Raw genomic sequence first — 23,289 nt, 5'->3', positions numbered from 1 at the left:
GATTATGAAAAAAACGATAGCAGTTTTCAGTAGTATATTGCTTGCGCTGACGGTTTTAACTGGCTGTTCTTTGTCGGGTGGACAAAAGAAAAGCACAGAGAAAATAAAAGTAGCGACAATGGTTACTACTGAATCACAAATTATGGGCCATATATTAAAGCAAATGATTGAACATTATACTGACGAAGAAGTGGAATTAATTAATAATCTAGGCTCAAGTACCGTTGCTCACCAAGCTATGGTCAATGGTGATGCAAATGTTTCGGCGGCACGTTATACAGGAACGGATTTAACAGGTGCATTAAAGGCTGAACCAATTAAAGATCCAAAAGAAGCAATAAAATATGTGCAAAAAGCATTTGATGAGCAATTTAATCAAAAATTTTTCGATACGTATGGCTTTGAAAATACCTATGCATTTATGGTTTCTCAAGAAACAGCTGAGAAATATAATTTAAATAAAGTGAGTGACTTAGCTGCAATTGCCAATGAGATTGAAGCGGGCGTTGATACATCATGGCTAAACCGTGAAGGCGATGGCTATAAAGCATTTGTGCAAGAATATGGTTTTGACTTTAATCGCACATATCCCATGCAAATTGGCTTAGTATATGATGCGGTTCAGGCGGGCGAAGTTGATGTTGTACTAGGCTATACAACAGATGGGCGTATTGCCTCGTACAATTTGAAGGTTTTAGAGGATGATTTGCATTTCTTCCCGCCTTACGAAACAAGTGCGCTTGCTACGAATGAAATATTAGAGGCAAAGCCTGAGCTAGGGGCTGTTATTGATCGTCTAATTGGCAAAATTTCAACTGCACAAATGCAGGAGCTCAATTATTTGAGTGATAATAATTTATTGGAGCCAGCAGTCGTAGCAAAAAACTTCTTAGTGGAAAACAACTATTTTAGCGAAGAAGAGGGTGAGGAATAATGCAGGATTTATCCCAGCTAAGCACATTTGAGCAGTTCGTCTATTATTTCCAGGAAAATGGATTTTATGTGTTAGAGCAATTTATGACGCATTTTTTTATTTCAGTATATGGTGTATTGCTCGCTACTCTTTTCGGCATTCCAATTGGAATATTGATTGCTAAAAATATGAAGCTAGCAGGACCTATTATCACATTAGCAAATATTATTCAAACGATTCCAGCCTTAGCGTTAATGGCAATGATTATGCTAGTACTTGGATTGGGCAAAACGACAGTAATTGTTACTGTATTTCTATACTCTTTACTACCAATTATTAAAAACACATACACAGGCATTACGACAATTGATAAAAGCCTAACAGATGCTGGGCGTGGAATGGGAATGACTCGCCAGCAAATGCTTTATATGATTGAGCTCCCATTAGCTTTATCAATTATTATTACAGGTATACGTATTGCGCTTGTTATCGCGATTGGTATTACAGCGATTGGAGCCTTTATTGGTGCAGGTGGCTTAGGGGATATTATTATTCGCGGAACGAATGCGACCGACGGCACGGCTATTATTTTAGCAGGTGCTATTCCAACAGCATTAATGGCTATAATTGTTGACGTAGGTCTTGGTTGGCTAGAGCGCCGCCTTGATCCGATGAAGCGACAGGAGCGGTTGAAGAAGGCTTATTAAAGTGAAACGTGGAATAATAAGTGATCTAAAAGTATGGATATTGCACCGTTTTAGGCATCCATTGATAATGGGATTTTGGAGGGGAGGCAGTGTCATCTTCCAAAATCCCTGTGTTGTTTCTGTAACATTGAAAAGTAGAGTTTAGTTGAAAGAGAAACAAAATGGCGTTTATTTTTTTTGTTTCTTTTTATCCATAGTAGTATAAAAAACAACCGATAACGCAATGCCAATTATAACAAATGACCAATTGTTATTCGAAATGCCTAAAATGAAAAAGGGAACACCGAAAATCCACCACATAACTTTCTCACTCCTTAATCTTGAGTTATTAGCTAATTATACGGATAAAGAAGGGGGAAAGGTTCACTTTTCGTCAAATGGGTTTTGAGCTTGTTAGTGAATATTGTGGTGTGAAATTTTTTAAGGCATAATAAATATTGAGAATAATCTACATTTGTAATAATAACGGAGTGATTTTTTGATTCGATTCATTCAACTCAACGTGATCTTTTAGGGGACGGCTGCCGATGTCAGTGATTATGGTGAACACTTACTAGTGGAAGGTGGAGATGTCTGTCTTACAGTGGTTGGTACAAAATCATAAAACCAATCGAGGTTCGGATCAAGAAATGAAAAATGTTTTTGTGAAGTAGGAACTAGAAGTAATCGCTTTGTAGGGCAAAGCGGTGAATATGTCCATTTACCTTAAAAGCCTGAAACTATACGAATATAGGAAAACAAACGGAACCCTTTCTTCAATGATGGAAAAATTCATCTTGGAGGAAGATAACGCTTGAGTAGATTAAAAGAAAATACTGCTTTTCAATGTGAAAATTGTCAAGCATCTGTAGAGCCATTAACAAATGGTAGCTTTCGTAATCATTGCCCATTTTGCTTGTATTCAAAGCATTTAGACATGAAGCCTGGAGATCGTTTAAGCGAATGTAAAGGCTTAATGAAACCAATTAGCTTAGATTACACGGGTAAAAAGGGCTATCAAATTATACACGAATGTATAAAGTGCAGGAAAATCCAGCGCAATAAAGTAGCTAGCAATACTATACAAGAAGATGATATTTTAAGTCTTATGATACAAAACGCAAGTAAATAGATTATTCTCTGCCTCTCTAATTTAAATAGTTGGAGAGGTTTATAGTATTGATAGATGTGGGATGCAGGGAGATACACATAGCATTGATGAAAAGCTGGCGAGATCATTAATGAACATGATTGGTTTTCGCAATATTGCTGTTCATGATTATCAGGCTATAGAATTAGGAATTTTACAGGCGATTATTGAGAAACATCTTGGTGATTTTACAAGCTATACTCAAATAATTTTAGCGGTGAAATAAAGGAGGTATTCTACATGCAGTATATTCAAGTGGAGCAGTTATTGCAGAACAAAGTAAAACATGTGGGTAAAGTGGCAGTAGGTGCTGATTATGATGTGATGAATATTCAATTGAAAACAGGCGAAATGGTGGCTGAGCATTCAGCGCCTGGTGAGGTATTAATTGTGTGTCGAAAAGGGCGCGTGAAATTTTATGTTGAGGGACAAGTCACAGAGCTGGATGCAAATGCGTTATTAATGCTTGAACCGAATGAAAAACATAGCTTAGAAGCGGTGGAAGATTGTGAGATTATCGTTGTGCGTATAAAAAAATAATGTGGCGAAAAGTTCTGGTTGTTGCAAATCGGAACTTTTTTATATTCTGCGCTAGAGCATATAGGAGATGAAATCGTATCTCTTTTTTTGACCTATAATTAAAAAATCCCCTTATTTATAAAAATTTTCTACTATTCCTGTAACATTCTCTATATCTAAAACGTGTTAAAAGTATGGGGCTTGGGAGGAGGGGCTATGAGAAAGAGAGAAACACTTGATGATTTATATCGACAGCACGCAAAATCATTGTATTTTTATTTATACAAAATGTGTGGTAATCCACAATTAGCTGAAGACCTTGTCCAAGAAACATTCGTGCGTGCAACAGTTTCATTGGAAGTGGCAAGTGCAGAGCATGCTAAAGCATGGTTATTTCAAGTGGCACGGCATGCTTATTTAGATGAATGGCGCAAAAACGAACGTAGACAAAAAAATCCAATATTCCAATTTTTCTTGCGCCCTAAGGAAATGTTTAGCCCCTACGGAATACCTGAAGAACAATTAATAGAAAAGGTACATCAAGATTTAGTATTGGATATTATGCGACGTTTACCAGAAAACTATAGAACAGTTTTATATTTGCGTGAGGAAGAAAGCTTTACATATAAGGAAATTGCTCAATTTATGAAGATGACGGAGGAGCAAGTAAAAATTACATTGTATAGGGCGCGTAAAAAATTTGAAGGCATAGCACAACAGGAGGGAGAGCGATATGAGTAATTGGGATGTAGCAAAAACTGAAAAAATATTAAAGCGTTCAAAAAGGATTTTAGCATTAAAAATACTACGCATCTTACTAGGGGTGTTGTTGTGCTTCTGGCTTTATAAATTTACTATAACAACTGTTGTTGATAAAAGTGGCGCCACTTTTGAAGATGCATATTATATAAATGTTGCAACAAGGATGACAAAGCCGAATGTATCCTTAGACAGCGCATTGTTACAAGAGAGTGTAGTGAATGCGTTTGGACAGCGGAGTTTTTCATTGTATATGTACAAACGTATCGGGGGAGAGGATGAGCTAATAGGGGATGTGAAAGTTTCAAAAGGATTATTAAAACGTCATTCCTCTATTCGTTTCGAACATCCGAATCGCCAAAAATTGAATAATTACTCTTTTAAATTACCACCAAAACAGGATGGTGAAATAGAGGATACCGTATCAAAGGGGACTTGGGAACGTTTAGAAATGTTGCCTGAAGGAACAGTAGCAGAGTTGAAATTTTCAACAACAAAGCTTATGACACCAAAGGACTTGCTGACAAAGCTTCAACCATACGATGTAGATATACTGTGGATGCCTTTATTTACAGGGGAATTTGAAAGCTTTACACCAGGTGTTTTTGGGAGAGATGGTAAAGGCAATATTAGTTTACCTCATGTTTTCGGCTTATACGGAGGCTCCGAGCATGGGGGAGATGACTTTCGTTCGAGTATTGAAGGAACAATCCTTCAGTTAGACAGTATTCAAATCAGTGAGCGGAGGATGCTGAACAACATAGAGGAATTATTAAATAAAGGCGCAAACTATTATGAGGGGTTTTTGAGACTCGATTATTTAGAAGAACGTTATAAGTTCTTACAGGAGAAGGGGTTCCTCGTATATGGTGCGGTGATTACAGGACCAACGAAGGAGCTGCTTAGATTGCGAGATGAAGAAGATTTTATTCATGTGAAGGTTGGCGATGTAGCACTTTGGAATTGGAGGATGGAATAGCACTGTAGTATGTTACATCACAATAAAACGGCTGTGAGGAAAGGGGGATGTTTTCCTCACGGCTAATATAAGTTGATTTGATAATATTTTTTTGGACGCCCACGAGTTGTGGAGGTGATACTTGGTAATTCAACTGCTAAGTTTTTTTCGTGAAGCTGTTGTAAAATTCGATTTGCAGAACGTATTGTAATGCCTAGATGTGTGCCTAATAGTTCTCCACTAACGATAGTTGTTTCGAGTTTTTCTAAAATCAATTCTATTTTTTGTAGTTGTAATAAAGGAATATCATGTGTTGTGCTTAATTGTAGTAAGTGTTGCTGCTTTTCGTTATCGAATTGCAGTAAAGTACCGTATAGTAAAGGACCAATCTCTCGTGTATTTTCAATAATATAGCCCTGTGTTTCCTTCGAGGAGCATAAGGAAGCTGCTTTTTTGGCAAACTCCTGACTTTCTAAGAGAGAGTCGCCAATTCCCCATCCTATTTTGACAGGAAACGATAATTTATCATCCAAAAAATCTACTAACAAGCAATGTGTATAATTATTCGTAGTAGTAAGAAAATGCTCATATGTTGTAATAATGGCGATGTATGAAGCCTCTCGATGCACAATAAATGAACTAGTATATATTTGTTTAAAATCTAAAATAGCTTTATACAAAGCTATTTGTCGATATTCTAATTCATCGATATTGGACTTATCAATTGGAATTAAAATATGTACGACAACCACTTTGTTTCGAGTGAGCTGCTGAAGCTGTAGCTTATTCAACATGTTATCCAATGTTAATTGCATTGCATGTAACGAAGGATGTAGGAAAATAAATGGTATATTCTGCTCCGCTAACCGTTCCCTCATTTCTGATATACGAGTAACGCTTAAATCTACTTTATTATCACCATGTAATTGAATATGCCAATCTGCCGCTTTGTTAATGATATTGTTATTTGCGAAATCATTCATTGTTTGGCTAAACAGATGAGGCTTCTGTCCTGTAGACCATTCATGAATGCCTAAATAGCCATTTTCCTCATAGCAAAAATCAATAGCAATACGATCCATAGTAATTTTTTTCTCATAAAAAAGCTCTGTTAAGGCACGATAAAAATCTCTCTCTGAAATATCGAAATAAAGCATGTGGGTAGAAACCTTTGGAAATTGTGTTTGTGCGAAAAAATATGGTATTTGCCCACTAAAAAGTGCTCCAGCTCCTGTACTTAAATGCTGCTCTAAAAGCCCATAAAGCTCATCGAAATCTGTATATGTGTGGTAATGAAATTCACAAAATGAAGGTTTGAGTTTATCTAGCTGCCGAACCCAAGAGAGGGAGAGTTTGGCGGTAAAGATATTAATTTTATACATAAACATTTCTCCTTAATTTTAATTTAAATATTGCAAATAATCTAAAAATATGGTTTCTTTTATTTAAGACATATATTTTGGATGACCTTAAATAATAACTGAAATTTTAAAGTATAAGTCTAATAAAGTATAAAAGGAGATGAGATTTATGCAAGGGAATTCGGGGATTGTTAGAAAAAAATCTGTTATTGATAGAATGCTTGATGTTATCGAGCGTTTAGGCAATAAATTGCCAGATCCAATCACATTATTTGTTATTATGGCAGGGCTGGTGCTTCTATTATCATGGTTTTTATCTTTAATTGGAGTATCGGCAATTAGACCTGGTACAGAAGAGGTCATTCAAGTAAAAAACTTGCTGAGCCGTGAAGGATTAATATTAATTTTGACTAAAATGGTCGAAACATTTACGGGTTTTGCGCCATTAGGTTTAGTTATTGTAACGATGATAGGTATCGGCTTAGCTGAGCAAACAGGATTAATTTCAGCTGTTATGAAAAAGCTTGTGTTGGCAGCGCCAGCAAAATTAATTGTACCGGTTATTATTCTAACAGGTTTAGTTGGGAATTTAGCTGCTGATGCGGCGTTTATTATTTTGCCACCTATTGCTGCAATGATTTTTATGAGTGTCGGGAGAAATCCATTATCTGGATTAATAATTACATACGCAGCAGTTGCGGGTGGTTTCAGTGCAAACTTATTAATTAGTTCACTCGATGTATTATTATTGGGTATTACAGAATCATCAGCACATATTGCTGATCCTGCATATGCAGGTCGTGCAACGATGAATTATTATTTCTTAATTATTTCTACTTTTGTACTTGTTGTTGTCGGTACATGGGTAGCGAAAAAGTTCACAGAGCCTCGTTTTGGTACATATCAAGGAGTAATGGAGAAAGTTGAACCACTAACAGAGTTAGAAAAACGAGGTTTAAAATGGGCGGGTATTGTTACGCTTATTTACTGCTCGGTTATTGCATTTACAGTCATTCCGACGAATGGTCTTTTAAGAGACCCTGAGACAGGTGGCTTTTTGAGTTCGCCGTTTATGTCAGGTATTGTGCCAATAATGTTATTTTTCTTCCTATTACCGGGACTTGCATACGGAATTGCTGCGAAAGAAGTGAAGAATGATAAAGAGGTTGCCGAGAAAATTTTTAAATCGATTTCAGATATGGCTCCATTTATTGTGCTTGCATTTACAGCTTCTCAAATGATTGCATTTTTCAACTGGAGTAATATTGGTTCAATTATGGCTATTAAAGGTGCAGAGTTATTGCAGGCATTAAATTTTACAGGCTTGCCAATGATGATAGGTTTTGTTTTAATTTGTGCATTTGTTAATTGCAAGTGCTTCAGCAAAATGGGCACTATTAGCTCCGATTTTCGTACCAATGTTTATGTATTTAGATTATTCACCAGCAATAACGCAGATGGCCTATCGTGTAGGAGATTCTATTACAAATCCGATTACACCGATGCTACCATATTTTGCGATTCTATTATCCTTTGCAAAACGTTATGATAAAAACATAGGGATAGGCACACTTATTTCAGCATTATTGCCCTTCTCGATCTTTTTTGCAATTGCTTGGATTATTTTATTTGCTATTTGGTTCTTGCTTGGGTTACCACTTGGACCAGGAGATTATATTTACTTAAAATAAGGAGTGTACTTTATGACAGCATTACAACAACAACTAGCAGATTTATTAAAGCAATATGAAGAGGAAATGATTCAGCTTCGTCGTTATTTCCATGAAAATCCTGAGCTTTCATTTGAGGAAGTAGAGACACCAAAAACAATTGCAGCATTTCATCGCGCATTAGGTCATGAAGTGCGTGAAGGTGTTGGTGGCAACGGTGTAGTTGCGAAGCTAGTAGGTGGCAAACCCGGGAAAACAGTTGCATTACGTGCAGATTTTGATGCTTTAGCGATTACAGAGGAAACAGGCTTACCATTCCAATCAAAAATTAAAGGGCGCATGCATGCTTGTGGGCATGATGGACATACAGCCTCATTGTTAATTTTAGCAAAGGCTTTCAATCAGATGAAGGATGATTTGGAAGGTACAGTTGTGTTTATTCACCAACATGCAGAGGAGCTTGCCCCAGGTGGAGCAATTTCAATGATTGAGGATGGCTGTTTAGAAGGTGTGGACGTAATTTTCGGTACGCATTTGTGGGCACCAACTGAGCTTGGAAAAGTGCAAACTGCTGTAGGCCCATTAATGGCTGCGGCAGATGGTATTTATATCACGATTAAAGGTAAGGGTGGTCACGGTTCCAATCCAAGTGATACGAAGGATTCGATTGTCCTTGCAGCACAATTTATTACGAATTTACAGCAGCTTGTTGCTCGTCGTGTCAACCCATTACGCCCAGCAGTAGTGTCAATTGGACATATCGAAGCATTAAATCCTTTCAACGTAATCGCTGACCAAGTATATATGAAAGGTACTGTGCGTACTTTCCATGAGGAGGAGCGCGGTTTATTAGAACGTGAAATTGAGGAGCTATTAAAGGCAACATGCTATTTAACGAAGGCGAACTATGAATATGAGTACGTTCGAGGTTATCCACCAGTTGTTAACCATGAAGCAGAAACGGAGCATATTATGGAATCGGCAGAAAAAGTTGCTGATGTAGCAACTGTGGAAATTGTTGATCCTAATATGGGCGGTGAGGACTTTGCTTATTTCTTGGAAAAAATTCCGGGGGCGTTCTTCTTTACAGGAGCAAAGAATCCAGAGTGGGAGGAAGTATACCCACATCATCACCCTAAATTCGATATCGACGAGCGTTCATTGCGAATTGCGGCAAATGTTTTAGGGCAAGCAACGTTAGACTATTTCACGAAAAAATAATTAAAAATGAGTAAAGCGCATGAAGCCAAGGTTCTGAACTTGGATTCATGCGCTTTTTTGCAGCTTTGGGCGCGAAACGACCTTGTTTATGTGCGAATTATTACTTTAGAATATCTCTTAAAAATAGAAAAAGTGAAACCAAGCATATTTGGTTTCACTTTTTTAGGTGGTAGCCTAAAATATTAAATATTTTTAAAATAAGGCGTCTTTTTCAATACAGCGCAAAGTGGAATTGCGATTGCAAGACCTATCGCATTTTGCAGTAAATCACCAGGAATGGATGCTAACGGTTGTATCCAGTTGCTATATAAAATAACTTCACCAATATAGTAAACTGCTAGCATCACAGGAACAGAAAGAACTGCTGCAATAATGTTCATAACCATATTCGTACCTTTTTTACCATTCATAAACGCAATTTTCCCGACGATAAAGCCTTGTAAAAAGCGAGCTACAATCGTAATTGGTGCCCATAATAGCCAGCCACCAAAAATATCGAATAGCCCCATACCAATAGCCCCTGCAATTGCGCCTTTTTTCGGTCCAAATAAAATCGCAATTGTAAATAGCATTGCCGTACCTAAGTGAACAAGCCCGCCTTTCGCCATGATGGGTAGTTTAATATTAATAAAAGTTGCAATGAAAACTAATGCAATAAGAATGGCTGTAATCACTAAATCAAATGTTTTACTTTGTTGTTTTTGTATATTTTGAACTTGTTGCATTATCATTCTCCTTAATGTTATTCGAATTATCAATAACTTTAGCAGATATCTGATTGCTATAAAAGTATCAATTTTATTAAAAATGTAGTGGTCAGTTTGGTGGTGAAAACAATTGTCCAGCATAGTAGTGGTTTGTTAAGATGAACATAGTAATATTCGATTGGTGGGTGATTGAGATGAAGAAAGTAGCGATTATACAAGATATGTCCTCCTTCGGGAAATGCTCATTAACTGCTGCGCTACCAGTACTGTCGGTAATGGGTGCACAGGCATGCCCGCTTCCAACGGCAATTTTGACGGCGCAAACTGAGTTTCCAAGCTTTTTTTGTGAGGACTTAACATCGAAAATGGGGCATTTTACAGAAGAATGGCAAAAAATGAATGAAAGCTTTGACGGTATTTTAACGGGCTTTGTAATGGGAGAAGAACAAATTAATCATATTTTTGATTTTCTAGATGCCTTTCAGCGAGAACAAACGGTTGTACTTGTTGATCCAGTAATGGGAGATCAAGGAGATGGCTATCCCTTGTTTACTGGTAGGCTGCTTGAGCGTATGAAGGAGCTAGTGAAACGCGCGGATATTATTACGCCAAACATTACTGAATGCTGTATGTTAACAGGACTGTCATATGAAAAATTACATAGCTATTCGACTGTCAATGATTATTTGCAAGCATTGGAAGAGGCAGCACATCTACTAGCTAGAGAAACAAATGCGAAGGTTATTTTGACGGGAATCGTGCCACCTACAGAAAAGCCAACTATCGGTAATTTACTTGTAGCTGATGGTACAGCACTTTTTAGTCAAGTGCCGTTTAATGGTGCAGGTTATTCTGGTACGGGAGATTTGTTTGCAGCGACAGTGATGGGCGGAGTGCTACGTGGGCAAAGCCTTGCGGAAGCAATCCAATTAGCTGAGAGCTTTTTAACAGCAGCTATTAGCGAAACGTATGAGAAAAAAATTCCACGTAATATGGGAGTTCATTTTGAAAAGTATTTAAAAATGCTTATTTGAGGGAGTTTCGTATATGATGAAAAATATTTTTGCGTTTGAAAGCGTAGAAGAGTTGCAGAAATATTCTGCTGATATTGAGCACCTGAACGAAAAATTAAATGCTTATCAAGTGCTTTTAGAAAAGGAATTTGGCCTAGAGGATCTACCGAAGGCAATCGTTTGGACTTCAAAAGAAATAGCGACAACAATTTTCTCTGATATCCCTGTCCCCGCCTTTACGAATGAGGTAAGAATATGTATGTCACCAAGTGTACAGGAATGGCGTGAGTTTCATCTGAATCAATTAGAGGGAAAACGTAATGAACGTATTGAAAAATACTATAATTCAATAACATTAGATCATGTATTTTGTATATTAGCCCATGAAATAACGCATCATCTAGAGTTATTTATAGAAGATTTTGATGACGAGCGTGAAAATAGTATTTGGTTTGAGGAAGGTATGTGTGAATACTTATCACAAAAACTGACACTATCTGCTGAACAATATGAGGAGCTTGTAGCTGTTGAGAGTGAAATGATTGAGCTGTTTCAAAAGAAATATGGGCAGCATTCTCTAGATAAATTTGGGGCTGGAAGTTATGAAGCAACGAGTTTAACCGCTATTATGATTAATTATTGGCGTAGCTCTAAAGCAATCAAATATATTGTAGAAGACTGCCATGGCGGGGATATTCATAAAGTTTTCGCGTTATACCACGAGTGGGATAAAACGGGTAGGCACATTCCATTGACTGAATATTTTGGTGTAAAGGCGTTTTAATATAGCGTTATTTCTTGAATTTATTATATCAAAAATCACAATTAATTAACAGACTAGTATATTTTCTGGAAATACCTTAGCTTTATAAGTTAAAGGAGGAATAGAGGATGAATATTGGTTTGCGAAATGATGAGGTTGTACTTGTTCCGTATGAGTCAACGTGGGAAATGGAATTTCAGAAAATAAAGGAAGAATTATTGCATAGAACGAATTTGACAAGCGTTCAAATTGAGCATATTGGTAGTACGTCAATTCAAGGAATGAGGGCCAAGCCGGTTATTGATCTTTTGGTTGGGGTGAGTGACTTAGCGTGTATTGAGAAATCCTTTTTCAAACAATTGGCGCAAGCAGGATTTCATAGATTGCGAGTGGAGCGACCTGACGAGATTGTATGCGCTAAATTTACAGATGATACATTTCAAATAAAGACTCATTTTATTCATCTTGTCCAGTATGAAGGTCAAAAATGGCAGGAGCTACTATTTTTTAGAGATTATTTAAGGGCAAATGAAGAGATGAGAGAGCAGTATGAGCAGTTAAAGATATCGTTTTTTGAAACAGGCCTGAAAGGTATTATGGCTTACACTGATTACAAGGAAGATTTTGTGCGGACAATTTTAGCCGAGATGAGGGTTGACAATGGAAATAATAGAATTAGCAATTGAATTCGAGTTTAATGGACAAAAAAATTGCATATACCCTAGCTTAATTATAGTAAATCATGAATTAACGCTAGTAGACACAGGGTATGCACAATTTTTACCGATAATTGAAAGTGAAATTTTGAAAAAAGGCTACACGATGGAAAATTTAAAAAACATAGTTATCACACATTATGATGATGATCATATAGGCTCACTTTATGACTTCAAGCAAAAATATCCATGGATTAATTTGATAGCTAGTGAGAAAGAATCAAAGTATATAAGTGGGGAAGTTAAGTCAGAAAGATTGGTCCAAGCCGAGACGATGCTCGAAAATATGGTAGAAGAAGAGCGAGAATTTGGTGAATGGTTTATCCAACAGTTAAAAAGCTTAAAGCATGTTCCAATTGATGAAAGAGTACAAGATGGTGACATGATTTTACATGGTACATGTAAAGTAATAGAAACACCAGGGCATACATCAGGCCATATTTCATTGTATTTCCCAAGTCTGCAAAGTGTTATTACAGGTGACGCAGCTGTTCATGAGGGGCATAAATTGTCAATTGCTAATCCACAATTTTGTTTGGATATTGAGAAAGCTGAGAAATCTTTAGAGAGAGTTTTAGATTTAAAGGCTGGCACTTATTATTGCTATCATGGTGGGAAATTTATTTTATCTTGATTCAACAAGTGTTCAAATTTTCACTGACATTGAGGAACTTACCAATTGAGTCATTGGACAAGGAATAGTGCATTGTAATAGGAGAATTGAATATGAAAATTAAACCAACAGCAGATATATTAGCATCTTGGATTAAAAGTTATGTGCCACAGAGAGATTTGTTTTTCTTATCCAAAGAGGACCTAGAAAGAAAGTTAGATTTATCATCTGTACTTGTTATGCCGATAGATGAATTTTTTGAGCATTCCGTTTATCAGCAGCTTGATTATGTGAATGGCTATGAATATTGGAATATTAAAAATGCACAGTATGTAATCGTTGCAGAAAGTGATTGGATTGAGCAACTTGAGGCAACTGATAGGCAATTCATTTTAGCGGCACAGCAAAAATATGAGCGAGGGCTCGTCTTACCTGCTTCCTTTATTCAGAATATTGACCAAATTCCTAGTGACTATATACAAAACGAGCATGTGATTTTACAGCGTGGTATGTGGGAACAGCTAGATTGGGGATGTAAGGAGCAACTGCTGACAACGATGGTTTCTGAGTGGTGGGATAATGGAGAATGTGAGGAAGCCCCAAATGAGTTGTCTGTATTTTTAAAGCATTATGCCAATAGGTTTTGCGTACAGCAAGGGGCAAATTGTTTAGCGGCAGTATTGTACGCAATAAGTGAAGGTAAGCAATCTTGGTTTATTGATGAATGGGTTCATCAGAAAACATTTATTGAAAAGCTTACTCAGTATAAATATCGTCAAATCAATGCGGAGGATTTACAGCCTGGTGATGTTGCTGTATGGAATGATAAAAGCGGGATTATTCAACATGCGGCATATTATATCGGGCAAAATATATTCTTTAACAAGCACGGACAAACAATTTTTAATCCGTGGAAGTTATTATCAAAAGAGCACCTATATAACGAATGGAAACATTTAAAATTTGTGATATATAGGCGAGAGGGAAGCTTAGATGGAATTAACATTATTTAATGCGGAAACCGAAGACTTAGTACAATTACTAACTGAAAATGATTGGCCTTACCATTCAGGTATAAGTATGGATGCAGATGCAGTGAAGAAAGCGGTTGAAAAAGGCTATTATGCTGATGATCGTGAAACATTTTGGATTATTGAAGATGGAGAGAAGGCTGGTATACTCATAATCAATGATATAAACGATAGCATTCCATTGTTTGATATCCGCTTAGCAGCAACAGCCCGTGGTAAAGGGCTTGGAGTAAAGGCATTAAAATGGATGCAGGACTATCTATTTGGCGAGAAAAATAAAATCCGCATTGAGGGCTATACACGAGCGGATAATATAGCAATGCGAAAAAGCTTCACGAAGGCAGGCTTTGTCAAGGAAGGCTATTTGCGCAGCGCATGGGAAAATGCAGACGGTACAGTTTCAGACACAGTACTATATGGTGCGATTTATGAAGATTGGAAAGCATCGACAATTACGCCTAGTAAAATTAATGAAGTGCCATACTAATATGATATAATTATTGTTAATACAAAAAAGGGGTTGATAATAATGAAAAAATTACATAAGGTGATTGGTGAGTAAATCAAAATACTCTTTTCAATCACAGAGACTCTATCTTATTGAAAAGAGGGACTATATGTATAAAGATAATGAATTAATCATTCGACTGGTGGAAGAGAAAGATTTACAGCGTTTATGGGAGCTAATCTATAAAGATGAGCAACCTGAATGGAAAAAATGGGACGCACCATACTACCCGCATCATTCTAAAACATTTGAAGAGTTTTTGCCAACAGGGCAAGGCTGGATAAATAGTGATAATTTTTGGGTGATAGAAGTAGCTGGCGTTGTACGGGGCATTGTATCGTACTATTGGGAGCATGAGCCATCGCAATGGCTAGAGATGGGAATCGTCTTCCATGAAAACGGCTCATGGGGTAAAGGATTAGGCACGCGAGCATTAAAGCTGTGGATTAACCATCTGTTTAATACGATGCCACTCGTTCGTGTTGGCTTTACAACATGGTCAGGCAACGAGCGAATGATTCGAGTTGGCGAAAAACTAAACATGCAAATGGAAGCGAGAATTCGTAAAGTGCGCTATTATGATGGGCAATATTATGATTCCATTCGTATGGGTATTTTACGCGAAGAGTGGGAAGAAAATAAATAAGACGAAAAAAGGGAGCTCCATTAGAAAATGTGGAGCTCCCATTTTGTCAATTATGCCAAGTCGCTGATATAGTTGAAAAATCGCCGATAAATCAGTAAAAGTCGCTGATATAATTAAAATTTCGCTGATAAAGTGAACCTTCAATCAGGTTTTTACAGGCTGTATGATCCCCCACTTAAACATCTCGATTTTATCTGCTGTTTTGAAGTGGGGGTCTGGTGCTCCTGCGGTTACTCGTCGCAAAAGTACAGCCTGTTAATACGGGATAAATTCTCAAAAACCGCTGATATAACTACCGCAAGCTATCAATAGCATTGCAAAACAGTCCATACTTTATCGAATCTCTTATTTTTTAAATCTTCCTCACGAATCCAGAAATATAGTTTGCCGCTATCGCCCCACATATAACCAAGGTCGTCTTCTGAATCAAGCTGTAATAGGAGCTGCCAATCCTTTGAGTGTGGCTCAAGCTCCTTGCATAGAGGATCATTATAGCCTGTTGAATCTCCACAGTATAAGCCATTTGTAACAAGTTGGCATTGTAAATACATATCGCCTTGAATTATATCAGGGTGACCGTCTATGCGATGTGTCGTTTGTTCTGCTAACTCTTCATCAATTCGATCATACAAAAAATCGTTGTAGGCATCTTGTTGTTCTTCTGTTAAAATATCTTCTAAACTTTTGCTATAAGGAGATTCCCACGACGGGAGTGTCCATTCATTTCTAAAGAGCAATGCTGCGCTATCAATCTGCTCCTCTAACGCTGCGGGTTGCTGTTTTCGCTGTAAACTGTCAGGTGTTTGTGTGAAATAGAAAACGTGAAAACCATCGCCATCCTTTGGATCATAGCCCCAAGGTTGCTCTACAGCATCGTAGAAAAAGGATAGTATCCCATCGGTAGGTAGTAAATTGCTAGAGTCATATGGTTTTACATCCGCTAAATTAAGCTGACATAGAAAATGTAGCGGTTGTCCTTTATTTGTTTGAGGCCAGACAAAATCTACTGGCACATCAGGAGAGCCACCAATTTTAGATTGTCCGATTTGAATAACATTGTCTGCCGCTCTGGTTGCTATAGAACGGATGGAATTTTTAGCGTGCTGCAAAATTTGCTCTGCTACCTCTCCAAGCTCAAAATCATGTAATGCAATGCGAAGCTTCTCCATGATTATTCCTCCTTCAATTAGGTAAGTATAGTATAGCAAAAGCATCTAGCATCATAGAAAAGGAGAGGGCATTATTTTACTTCCTCCATATATAAGGATTTCGTATTACTTATAATGAAAAAGTATAGGTATATAGCCAATATAAAAGCTACTACAGAGAAAATAATTGTGACGAGCTGCAATGAAAACCACTCTGCTGCTAAGCCTAGAATAAAAGTAAAGCTAATTTGTAAAATGCTCTGTAATAGATTAAGTGAACTTCCAAAGCGCCCCATTAGTTCAAGAGGGATTGCTCTTTGATACATTGTGGCATAGCCTGTATTGCTAAATGCCATGAAAAACCCTAACGCTACAAAGCTTATGGCTGCTAACAGCACAGTGTTTGATGCATAAAAGATTAGATAACTTCCCATTGTTAATGCAAAGCCTGCTCCGATATATATTCGTAAGGGAACTTTTTTGACGAAAGCTGCAGCACATAATCCCCCAATAATCGCCCCGACACCTGCTACGCTAACCATTAGCCCGTAGGTAGAATCTTCAACAAGTAGCACATCCTTTAAAAAGGTCATTTCCTGTGAATCCAGAGCAAAGGCAATCATTAAAGCAGAAGTATACAGTGTGAAAAAAATTAATAGCTTTTGCTGCTGACGGATAAACGTCCATACTTCCTTGAAATCAGCTCGGATTAACTGTAAAGTTACTCGCGTTGCTGCTGTATCGCCGTAATTTTCTATGTTTGGTAGCAATGCAATAGCTATAGCACAAATGAAAAATGTCAGCCCATTAACCCACATTGCTACACTCGTATTACTAACAGTAATAATGATACCTGCAAGCGCAGGACCAAGCATAAAGGAGCCTGAATTTAGTGTGCTATAAATCGCATTAAAGCGCTGACGCTTTTCATCTGCTACCAGCTTCGTAATCGTATATGTACTGCTAGGTCCAAAAAAGCTGCTTGCAATATTTGCAAAAAAAACAAAGCTATAAATTAACCAAAGCGATGTTAAAAAGGGCATAATACAAACGATGCCACCTCTAATAATATCGCTCCAAATCATAATCGCTTTTTTGTTATGGCGATCGATGAAAGAGCCAGCAAAAAAGCCACTAATAATTCGTGCGGCAGGGCCAATCATGTAAATTCCAGCTACGGCTGCTGGTGAATGTGTTAAATGCCAGACAGCTAAATTTAGTGCAATCAAATAAATCCAGTTGCCTAAGTTTGAAAAACCAAGACCACCTAGTAATAAAAGATAATTTTTGTTCATTTCCACACCTGCTTAACTACTCATTAATCGACGCACTTTTTCACTAGCTTTAAAAGCACGTTTATAGCAATTATTTGCTTGTTTATACGCATATAGCTCCTCATAAAAAGTTCCCCACAATGGCGCATAATATAATATTAATTCGTAATGACTATGCTCCTCAAAATAAGAAAAGGCACGTGTTTCAATATCCTTCAACGAAGTTAGCTCAAGCTGCTGTCCACTTGCATAATGAAGTAATTCCCACTGATATTGATGATGACCAATTGTGAAAATCTCCCGTGGATATTTTTTCAAGAGTGTTCGTAGCTTTTCTAAGCTGCCGTTACGATAGCATGCACGCATCCAATTGATAACCGTATGTAAGTCCTCCATATGAAAAACGGCTTGCTCATAATAATCTTGTGCTTTAGCAAAATCACTCTGACATTCATAGCAAAAAGCAATATTGTTATAGAGCGAGCTAAATTGCATTGACGTTTGAATGGATTCGACATTTCCCAGTAAATCTTCGCCAGCTGAATATTCTATTAAGGCTTCATTAAAACGAGAAAGGCTATTATAAATAACTCCAGTCATTGAATAGAGCTTTAACTGAAAAAGTGGCTTGTATTGATGAGAAAAGGTTTTTGTTGCTAGTTGAATATAGAAAAGAGCCTGCTGGAATGAATAATACCTATGATGAGCAAATGCTAAATGGTAAAAATAATTGGCTTGCTCAAAGCGATTTGCTGTTGTCATATAATTACTGATTTGCTGCTGTTCTTCCTTTGCAATAATATCGTAAAATTCTAGAGCGGATAAATGGGCATACGTTGTAATGCCTATATATAGCTGTGTAATACGATCATGCTGCCATGTAATAAAAGGCTCAATCTGTATTAATAGCTGCTGTGCTTCTTGTAGTTTATTTCGTGATAATAAATAGCGACTATAAACAAGCTTCGCCATAATATCCGTTTCATGATGAAATAGCGAGGACTGACAATCCCGCAATTGTTCAATTTCATCTGCTGTTAATTCTATATTCGAAAGCAGCTTTTCATAGAGTTGTTCAAGAAAAGTATTTTTTGCTGTTAGTTGCTCCTTCTGATGTTTGAAATCAATCCCTAAGCGTTCTAGCAATAGCTCATAAACGGCTGTTTCCGCAATAACCATCCCGTTTTCGATACGGCTTAAATAAGATGGTGTGCAAATACCGACTGCAACATCATCCTGCTTCAAGCCTTGTTGTTGGCGATGGTACTTTATTAAGCGCCCCCAATTTTTCATTTCATCTTGCACCTCCCATATTAATTTAATATGATAGCAATCCGTTTTAACTTTCACTTTATTTTATCAAAAGTAAAGGTAAATTTATTGTGTATGTGTGATGTGTTTTAGGAGATTGATTTGTTTAAATGTGAGGCACTTTCGCAACTAATTATCGTGCAAAACGAAAATTGGCGGAACGGATGAAAGGTGAACGAGATGAATTGTAATATTATCTAATCAATGCTATATAAGCAATCAAACAAGCGCAAATTATGCGCTTGTTTTGAATCTTGCGAGCGAAACGTGCCTTCTTATGAGCGAATTTAGCATTTTTGCGAGCGAACTTCACCTTCTCACGAGCGAATCATTACTTTTGGCTTAGCTGAAATTGTTCTTCTAACTGTTTTGCAATTACATAAGCTCTTTAATAATTGGCTGAAAGCGAGTACGATATGGCTCTGGAATACGCTTAAATTCTGTGCTTGTAAAGTCATTCATATGGATGATACCGAAGCAAGTATATAGTAACTGTGCTACTACCATGTCTCTATACTCTTCAATATGTTCATTTTGCACTTCGGATATATGTGGACAAAGCTCAATAAATGGAATCGTCATAAATTTTTCGAGCCACTGCAAATTATCATCTGTGCTTATTGCTTGCTTAAAGAAAGAATCATACGGAATTTCTTGCACGGCTAGTACAGTACAGACAAAAACAGGCAATGTATCTGGTGTTAGCCCAAATGTTTCGACATAAGCTTTGACAAAGTACTCAGGCATTGGTGAATGGTCGCCATCGCATTCATTCATATAATCAATTACAAGTTTGCCAAAGCTTTTATCATATAAGCCAAGACCGAAAACGGCGAATGTACTCGGCATTGCGGCTTCTTCATCATCGACATCCTGATAAAAATGATATTGCGCCATAGCTTTATAACTATACTCGACTAGCAAACTATGTAGGTTAGGATAGCTGACAGCTTTAGCGAAGAAATGATGCGATGCTGTGACAGGCAACTCCTCGATAGGTAGCACTAAGTCGCTTTTACCTTCGTAATAAATACCATAGCTTTTAGGGAAATCCTCTTCTAATAAAGCATTTAAGTACATCAATGCCTCATAATAGGCTTCCTCAGTTTCCTGTTTAATGTTAATCGTAATCGTTGCCAGTACATCATTAGCCTGGCAGAAAATAAGGTCAGATTCTATTTGCTGCTTATGCGCAGGTAAAGTGCCAGAACCATTGGTTATTAATTTATTATACGTTTCTACATCTAACTTTTGAATCGTTGCCAATAGCTGCTTAACTGTTAAATATTCAAAGCTTGCGCCGTATTTGCTTAAATTAACAACATAGTAACTGAGTAATGGTAAGTATTCTAACGAGGAATGCTCGTCAGTAAAGAGAGAAAGACAATAACGCTGCTCCTCAAAGCCGAATTCTTGGCGGAATTCATTTAGCAATGTAAGCTGCTGGTAATGGCAAAGCACCTCATACATCCTAATAATATTTAGTGAAAAAGATGGAGTAATTATTTTAGCAGGGTAATCGTCAGCTTCGATTTTGTATTTTTTTAAAAGTAGTTCTTGCTCAAGCTGTTGCCACAGTGCTTTACTTTCTATAAATTGTTTGGTTTTCATGAAATTACCTCCCTCGCATTAAGTGTAATGACTATTCTTAGCGCGCACAATACTACTATTATCCGAATTTTCTATATGTCTTTTTCAGTAGTGATATAATGGCAGTATCAATGAAATAGGAGATGAGACGATGCAAATTTTACACACTATACCTACCGTTGAGGAGTTTTTAACGCTACGTAGGCTAGCAGGAATGGGACCGCGTGATCCGGAGCATGTACAAACGGGTTTAAATAATAGCTGCTTTTCTGTTATCCTTCGTAAAGATGATGGTGAATTAATAGGCATGGGGCGTGTTATAGGAGACGGGGGAACAGCCTTTGTTGTAGTAGATATCGCTGTTCATCCAGCCGAGCAAGGAAAAGGGCTTGGAAAGATCATTATGACAGAGATTAAGCATTATTTAGATACAGCAATTAGCCAAGAGGCCTTTATATCATTAATTGCGGATTCACCAGCAAACAAGCTTTATGAAAAATTTGGCTTTGTGGAAACAGCACCTAAATCGTTAGGTATGGCTTATGTACGTAAATAATAAAAAGTAGTATCATTGACGCCACTTTAGTTGGCTTGAATAATAAATATAGTAATGAGCTGAAAAAATTTATATGAGGAGGAAGAAAAAGTGGAAGCTTTTGCAGATTACTTAGCGAAGATTGAAAACCAACAGCAACATGAACGGGTGGAAGAGGTGCTAACATGGGTAGCAACGACATTCCCAAATTTGAGACCAAAAATAGCATGGAATCAGCCAATGTTTACAGATCATGATACGTTTATTATCGGTTTTAGCATTGCAAAGCAGCATATGGCTATTAGCCCTGAAAAAGAAGGGATTATGCAATTTTCAGGTGCCATTAAAGAGGCTGGCTACACGCACACAGACAATTTATGGCGAATCAAATGGGAGCAGCCTGTAGATTACGCATTGTTAGAGAAAATAATTGATTATAATATTGCTGATAAAGCTGATTGTGCTACGTTTTGGAGAAAATAGAGAGGTTCAAGGTGGAGTAATGATAGAAATTAGAAAAGCGGTCTCAAAGGATGCGCAGCAAATAATAAAAGTAATGGCGGATGCTGAGAGATCGGGCTTTATGATGTTCTCACCAGGAGAGCGTCAAATGAGCGCCGAAGGAACCGCCAAATGGATTGATAATATGAATAACGAGTTAAAATCAGGCTTATTCGTTGCTCAAGAAGGAGATGCTATTTTGGGTTATATGGTTATTCGCGGTAATAATCCAGAGCGCATTGCACATCGAGCATACTTAGTTATTGGTATACATAGCGATAGCCGTGGAAAAGGAGTTGGAAAAGCCTTATTTAGCTTTATTATAGATTGGGCAAAAGAACAAGGCTTACATCGACTTGATTTAACGGTGCTAGTGAAAAACACAGTAGCTGTTAATTTGTATAAAAAGATGGGCTTTGAAATTGAAGGTGTAAAGAAGCATTCCTTATATATTGATGGACAATATGAGGATGAATATTATATGGCTAAATTACTTTAGAATTTAGCGTGAGGGAATAACAATAATGCACACAATCGCAAAAATTCATGAATTAGATGATCTCGATATTCACCCAGAGCTTATTGAGCAGTTGAAGGAAATTAGGGGATTACTAGACCGTAAAAAATACAAAGAACTGTTTATCGCTACAAAGGATGAGGTTGTTACGGGTATAGCAATTAGTTGGCTAAATGATTTTCACCCTACAGCAAAATATATAAGGTTTTTTGCTGTAGAATCAATGCCCACCTTGCTTGAAGCGGTGTTACAGCCTGTGGAAGCACAAGATAAAATTGTGTTTTCCTGCTGGGAGGATGAGCATGAAAAAATAACAATGGTTGAAAATTGCGGTTTCCAGCTTTTTCGTCAAACATATATGGCGGCATTTCCAGTTGAGGTATTGTTAGCAAAACTAAAAAATATTGAAACTGCGGCTAGTATAAAATCATTGGAGCAAATTTTGCTAAATGATAAGGAAGCGTTTTTCACCATGTTAAAGACAAATTACGAGCAAACCCACACAGATAATCCAGCACAAAGCTACACTTGGCAAGAGTGGGGAAGTATTTTACTGGATGATGAGGTGGATGCAGAGCTTAGTGGAGCATTTATAGAGGAAGAGCAAATAAAGGCATATATTATGCTCCATCCTGTTACAAATACACATTACGAAATCGGCTGGATTGGTCAAAGCGAACAAGAGGGTATACAAGCATTATTCAAATGGCAGTTACTTTCTCTACAACAAAAGGGTATTCAAAGTGTGGAAATTGAGGTAGATACAACAGATTGGCATGCGATGAAGCTATTTAGTTTTTTAAATTTGCAGGAAATTAAAAGTTGGAATTCTTATATGTTGTCGCGATAATTTAGAAATTTTTTGTTCAATTTATTCATAGTTGTATAGGGCTGTCCATGTGCTTCATCAACTAACCATTTCCATTATCACAGTTATGCATAAAGCACAACAAAGCGGAAACGCTATTAGTGGAGGTGATAAGAATGGATAGAAAGGCAAATAACAAAAAGCTACAAAACGAGGAGTTTGGACAAGATTTAAGTCCTGACGATTTAGATACGCGTAACGAAAATGAGATGACAAAAGAGCAAGTGAAAAATACACCGATAGATACAACGTCCAACAATAAATCACATAAGACTAACTAGCTTATAAAAAGTGCATAAAGGGTGTTGGGG

The 23,289-nt window shown here is 37.2% G+C and carries 26 protein-coding genes and 1 pseudogene; 21 read left to right on the top strand and 6 right to left on the bottom strand.

Annotated elements, in window-relative coordinates; all coding sequences use genetic code 11:
• The first annotated feature begins 1 nt into the window (after position 1).
• The 7 genes from TY13_RS14620 (at position 2) to TY13_RS14590 (ending at position 5,006) form a co-directional block, all read left to right on the top strand.
• Complete coding sequence (locus TY13_RS14620) at positions 2-934, top strand: osmoprotectant ABC transporter substrate-binding protein (protein ID WP_326584124.1); 933 nt, start codon at positions 2-4, stop codon at positions 932-934.
• Positions 934-1,620, top strand: a complete 687-nt coding sequence (locus TY13_RS14615) for an ABC transporter permease (RefSeq protein ID WP_042477538.1) — start codon at positions 934-936, stop codon at positions 1,618-1,620. Before TY13_RS14620 ends, TY13_RS14615 begins: the two co-directional genes overlap by 1 nt.
• 793 nt (positions 1,621-2,413) lie before the next feature.
• Positions 2,414-2,731 (top strand): RNHCP domain-containing protein, encoded by a 318-nt coding sequence (locus tag TY13_RS14610; protein ID WP_042477535.1) that lies wholly within the window; start codon positions 2,414-2,416, stop codon positions 2,729-2,731.
• Between the two features lie 61 nt (positions 2,732-2,792).
• On the top strand, positions 2,793-2,975 hold the full coding sequence (gene hepT / locus TY13_RS14605) for a type VII toxin-antitoxin system HepT family RNase toxin (protein WP_042477530.1): 183 nt from the start codon (positions 2,793-2,795) through the stop codon (positions 2,973-2,975).
• A gap of 14 nt (positions 2,976-2,989) precedes the next feature.
• Positions 2,990-3,289: a cupin domain-containing protein gene (locus TY13_RS14600; RefSeq protein WP_042477527.1), complete on the top strand. Its 300-nt coding sequence runs from the start codon at positions 2,990-2,992 to the stop codon at positions 3,287-3,289.
• Between the two features lie 195 nt (positions 3,290-3,484).
• Complete coding sequence (locus tag TY13_RS14595; protein WP_042477524.1) at positions 3,485-4,009, top strand: sigma-70 family RNA polymerase sigma factor; 525 nt, start codon at positions 3,485-3,487, stop codon at positions 4,007-4,009.
• On the top strand, positions 4,002-5,006 hold the full coding sequence (locus TY13_RS14590; RefSeq protein WP_042477522.1) for an anti-sigma factor: 1,005 nt from the start codon (positions 4,002-4,004) through the stop codon (positions 5,004-5,006). The genes TY13_RS14595 and TY13_RS14590 overlap by 8 nt, the downstream gene beginning before the upstream one ends.
• A 62-nt stretch (positions 5,007-5,068) precedes the next feature.
• Here TY13_RS14590 and TY13_RS14585 read toward each other — a convergent pair whose 3' ends face one another.
• Positions 5,069-6,367, bottom strand: a complete 1,299-nt coding sequence (locus TY13_RS14585; RefSeq protein ID WP_042477521.1) for a hypothetical protein — start codon at positions 6,365-6,367, stop codon at positions 5,069-5,071.
• Positions 6,368-6,515: 148 nt separating this feature from the next.
• On the opposite strand from TY13_RS14585, the pseudogene TY13_RS14580 reads away from it, so the two are divergent.
• Both TY13_RS14580 and TY13_RS14575 read left to right on the top strand, forming a co-directional pair.
• Positions 6,516-8,037: pseudogene (locus TY13_RS14580) on the top strand (AbgT family transporter).
• 12 nt (positions 8,038-8,049) lie between these two features.
• Positions 8,050-9,237 (top strand): amidohydrolase, encoded by a 1,188-nt coding sequence (locus TY13_RS14575; protein WP_042477519.1) that lies wholly within the window; start codon positions 8,050-8,052, stop codon positions 9,235-9,237.
• Between the two features lie 182 nt (positions 9,238-9,419).
• Here the strand turns inward: TY13_RS14575 and TY13_RS14570 are convergent, their stop codons facing one another.
• Positions 9,420-9,962 carry an ECF transporter S component gene (locus tag TY13_RS14570; protein ID WP_042477516.1) on the bottom strand — a complete coding sequence of 181 codons (543 nt, stop codon included), beginning with the start codon at positions 9,960-9,962 and terminating at the stop codon, positions 9,420-9,422.
• 176 nt (positions 9,963-10,138) lie between these two features.
• Here TY13_RS14570 and TY13_RS14565 point away from each other — a divergent pair, with 176 nt between their 5' ends.
• From TY13_RS14565 to TY13_RS14535, 7 genes are all read left to right on the top strand, one after another.
• On the top strand, positions 10,139-10,978 hold the full coding sequence (locus tag TY13_RS14565) for a pyridoxamine kinase (protein ID WP_042477512.1): 840 nt from the start codon (positions 10,139-10,141) through the stop codon (positions 10,976-10,978).
• Positions 10,979-10,991: 13 nt separating this feature from the next.
• Positions 10,992-11,741, top strand: coding sequence for a hypothetical protein (locus TY13_RS14560; RefSeq protein WP_042477509.1), 750 nt, complete (start codon positions 10,992-10,994; stop codon positions 11,739-11,741).
• Between the two features lie 107 nt (positions 11,742-11,848).
• The gene (locus TY13_RS14555) at positions 11,849-12,406 is read left to right on the top strand and encodes a GrpB family protein (RefSeq protein ID WP_042477506.1); all 558 of its coding nucleotides are present in this window, start codon (positions 11,849-11,851) and stop codon (positions 12,404-12,406) included.
• Positions 12,381-13,070 (top strand): MBL fold metallo-hydrolase, encoded by a 690-nt coding sequence (locus TY13_RS14550; protein WP_042477503.1) that lies wholly within the window; start codon positions 12,381-12,383, stop codon positions 13,068-13,070. Before TY13_RS14555 ends, TY13_RS14550 begins: the two co-directional genes overlap by 26 nt.
• Positions 13,071-13,162: 92 nt before the next feature.
• On the top strand, positions 13,163-14,062 hold the full coding sequence (locus TY13_RS14545) for a hypothetical protein (RefSeq protein WP_042477500.1): 900 nt from the start codon (positions 13,163-13,165) through the stop codon (positions 14,060-14,062).
• Entirely contained in the window at positions 14,043-14,567 is a 525-nt protein-coding gene (locus TY13_RS14540) for a GNAT family N-acetyltransferase (protein ID WP_042477497.1), read from the top strand. Before TY13_RS14545 ends, TY13_RS14540 begins: the two co-directional genes overlap by 20 nt.
• A gap of 130 nt (positions 14,568-14,697) precedes the next feature.
• Positions 14,698-15,234 (top strand): GNAT family N-acetyltransferase, encoded by a 537-nt coding sequence (locus TY13_RS14535; RefSeq protein ID WP_042477494.1) that lies wholly within the window; start codon positions 14,698-14,700, stop codon positions 15,232-15,234.
• Between the two features lie 305 nt (positions 15,235-15,539).
• On the opposite strand, the gene TY13_RS14530 is transcribed toward TY13_RS14535, so the two are convergent.
• The 4 genes from TY13_RS14530 to TY13_RS19910 form a co-directional block, all read right to left on the bottom strand.
• Positions 15,540-16,403 (bottom strand): YwqG family protein, encoded by an 864-nt coding sequence (locus tag TY13_RS14530; protein WP_042477491.1) that lies wholly within the window; start codon positions 16,401-16,403, stop codon positions 15,540-15,542.
• A 71-nt stretch (positions 16,404-16,474) separates the two neighbouring features.
• On the bottom strand, positions 16,475-17,677 hold the full coding sequence (locus TY13_RS14525; protein ID WP_230199450.1) for an MFS transporter: 1,203 nt from the start codon (positions 17,675-17,677) through the stop codon (positions 16,475-16,477).
• A gap of 12 nt (positions 17,678-17,689) precedes the next feature.
• Positions 17,690-18,949, bottom strand: coding sequence for a helix-turn-helix domain-containing protein (locus TY13_RS14520; protein WP_154661614.1), 1,260 nt, complete (start codon positions 18,947-18,949; stop codon positions 17,690-17,692).
• Between the two features lie 393 nt (positions 18,950-19,342).
• On the bottom strand, positions 19,343-20,578 hold the full coding sequence (locus tag TY13_RS19910; protein WP_052344348.1) for a DUF6138 family protein: 1,236 nt from the start codon (positions 20,576-20,578) through the stop codon (positions 19,343-19,345).
• 130 nt (positions 20,579-20,708) lie between these two features.
• Between TY13_RS19910 and TY13_RS14510 the strand changes: the two genes are divergently transcribed.
• The 5 genes from TY13_RS14510 to TY13_RS20750 all read left to right on the top strand — a co-directional run bounded on the left by TY13_RS14510 (position 20,709) and on the right by TY13_RS20750 (position 23,259).
• A complete protein-coding gene (locus TY13_RS14510) occupies positions 20,709-21,113 on the top strand; it encodes a GNAT family N-acetyltransferase (protein WP_042477487.1) in 405 nt (134 codons plus the stop codon).
• Between the two features lie 90 nt (positions 21,114-21,203).
• Positions 21,204-21,575, top strand: a complete 372-nt coding sequence (locus tag TY13_RS14505) for an iron chaperone (protein WP_042477484.1) — start codon at positions 21,204-21,206, stop codon at positions 21,573-21,575.
• A 19-nt stretch (positions 21,576-21,594) separates the two neighbouring features.
• Positions 21,595-22,092, top strand: coding sequence for a GNAT family N-acetyltransferase (locus TY13_RS14500; protein WP_042477480.1), 498 nt, complete (start codon positions 21,595-21,597; stop codon positions 22,090-22,092).
• 25 nt (positions 22,093-22,117) lie between these two features.
• Positions 22,118-22,960, top strand: coding sequence for a hypothetical protein (locus TY13_RS14495; RefSeq protein ID WP_042477474.1), 843 nt, complete (start codon positions 22,118-22,120; stop codon positions 22,958-22,960).
• A gap of 134 nt (positions 22,961-23,094) precedes the next feature.
• Positions 23,095-23,259, top strand: a complete 165-nt coding sequence (locus TY13_RS20750; protein WP_154661613.1) for a hypothetical protein — start codon at positions 23,095-23,097, stop codon at positions 23,257-23,259.
• Positions 23,260-23,289 lie beyond the last annotated feature (30 nt).

Origin of the sequence: Bacillus ndiopicus (assembly GCF_000612805.1) — a bacterium.
Lineage (GTDB): Bacteria > Bacillota > Bacilli > Bacillales_A > Planococcaceae > Metasolibacillus > Metasolibacillus ndiopicus.
Note: the sequence above shows the minus strand (reverse complement) of the source record. Positions and strands in the feature narration are given on the sequence as shown.